Origin of the sequence: Caballeronia sp. ATUFL_M2_KS44, from assembly GCF_023630965.1 — a bacterium.
Lineage (GTDB): Bacteria > Pseudomonadota > Gammaproteobacteria > Burkholderiales > Burkholderiaceae > Caballeronia > Caballeronia concitans.
Genome location: NZ_JALQEA010000118.1, coordinates 1 through 232, shown reverse-complemented (window position 1 = coordinate 232; position 232 = coordinate 1). Strand labels below are relative to the sequence as shown.

The window sequence follows — 232 nt, the reverse complement described above, 5'->3', positions numbered from 1 at the left end:
CGCGCGATTGTCCCAGAACGCAATGCTGCCCGGTTCCCACTTGAAGCGCACCGTGAATTCCGGCCGCGTCACATGCTCCCACAAGAGTTCGAGCAACACCTGGCTTTCACGCGGCGCCAGTCCCGCGATGTGCTTGAGGAAACCCGGACTCACATACAGCGCGCGTTCACCGGTTTCGGGATGCACGCGCACGAGCGGATGCTCGCTCACGAGCGTGTGATCCGTCACGGCC

Annotated in this window: 1 protein-coding gene; it reads right to left on the bottom strand. The window is 63.4% G+C overall.

Translation table 11 applies throughout. The features are described 5' to 3' along the window. Positions 1 to 232: TauD/TfdA dioxygenase family protein (locus NCR39_RS29595; protein WP_250456334.1), on the bottom strand; the 232-nt coding region annotated here is incomplete at both ends.